Genomic DNA, 779 nt, shown 5'->3' on the forward strand with positions numbered 1-779 from the left:
TACCGCCCCCATGCCGCAAGGCGTATGGCTCTTGGCGGCGCTCTTGAAAACGCGGGTGAACACGCTGTTTTGCATTAAACAAAACGGCCGCTACCATTTGAAACTGCGCCGCTTCACCGACACTTCCGACTGGAAACGCGGCAACCGCGAAGCCGCCGTTACCGCCGCCATGCAGGGCTTCGCCGATATCCTGGCGCAAGAATGCGCGCAAAATCCGCTGCAATGGTTTAATTTCTATGATTTTTGGAATGAGGAAGAAGAAAAGGTCGTCTGAACCCCTATCGAGTTTTCAGACGACCTCGGTCAACGCTGAGCTGCGAAACACATACACTTGCCGCGTTTTCTAACTTCTACACATCAAATATATTTGCCCCATCAAAGCAATGATGGTTTTGAAATTTTCCTTTTGAACAAAATACACCCCTTCCGTCTCCATGCCCTACAAACAAAGGATTTTTCAATTCGGGGAAATAGAGTTAAAGGTCGTCTGAAAACCAAACGCGGTTTCAGACGACCTTTTGTTTGCAAGATTTCCAGTCCGATGAAATTGGTCGTTTGTTAATGAAATTTTTGTTCTGCTTATGTCGGTATTTGCAGTTTCGTTATCCTGTCATCGTCAAAAAAATCGACTTTGCACGCGGTAATTTAAAAGGTCGTCTGAGAACCTTATTTTAGGATTTTCAGACGACCTTTGTTTACTTTAAAAATTCAAGCAATCAGCCGGCCATTTGTTTTGCCTGAACCGCTGTCAGGGCGATGGTGAAGACGATGTCTTCTAC

1 pseudogene is annotated in these 779 nt (G+C 45.8%); it reads left to right on the forward strand.

The window, feature by feature from the left end:
• Positions 1-274, forward strand: a pseudogene (locus tag ACTHUR_RS13405) (glycosyl transferase family 2); the annotation flags it as partial.
• Between the last annotated feature and the right edge of the window lie 505 nt (positions 275-779).

It is taken from the genome of Neisseria sp. P0021.S007 (assembly GCF_051956855.1).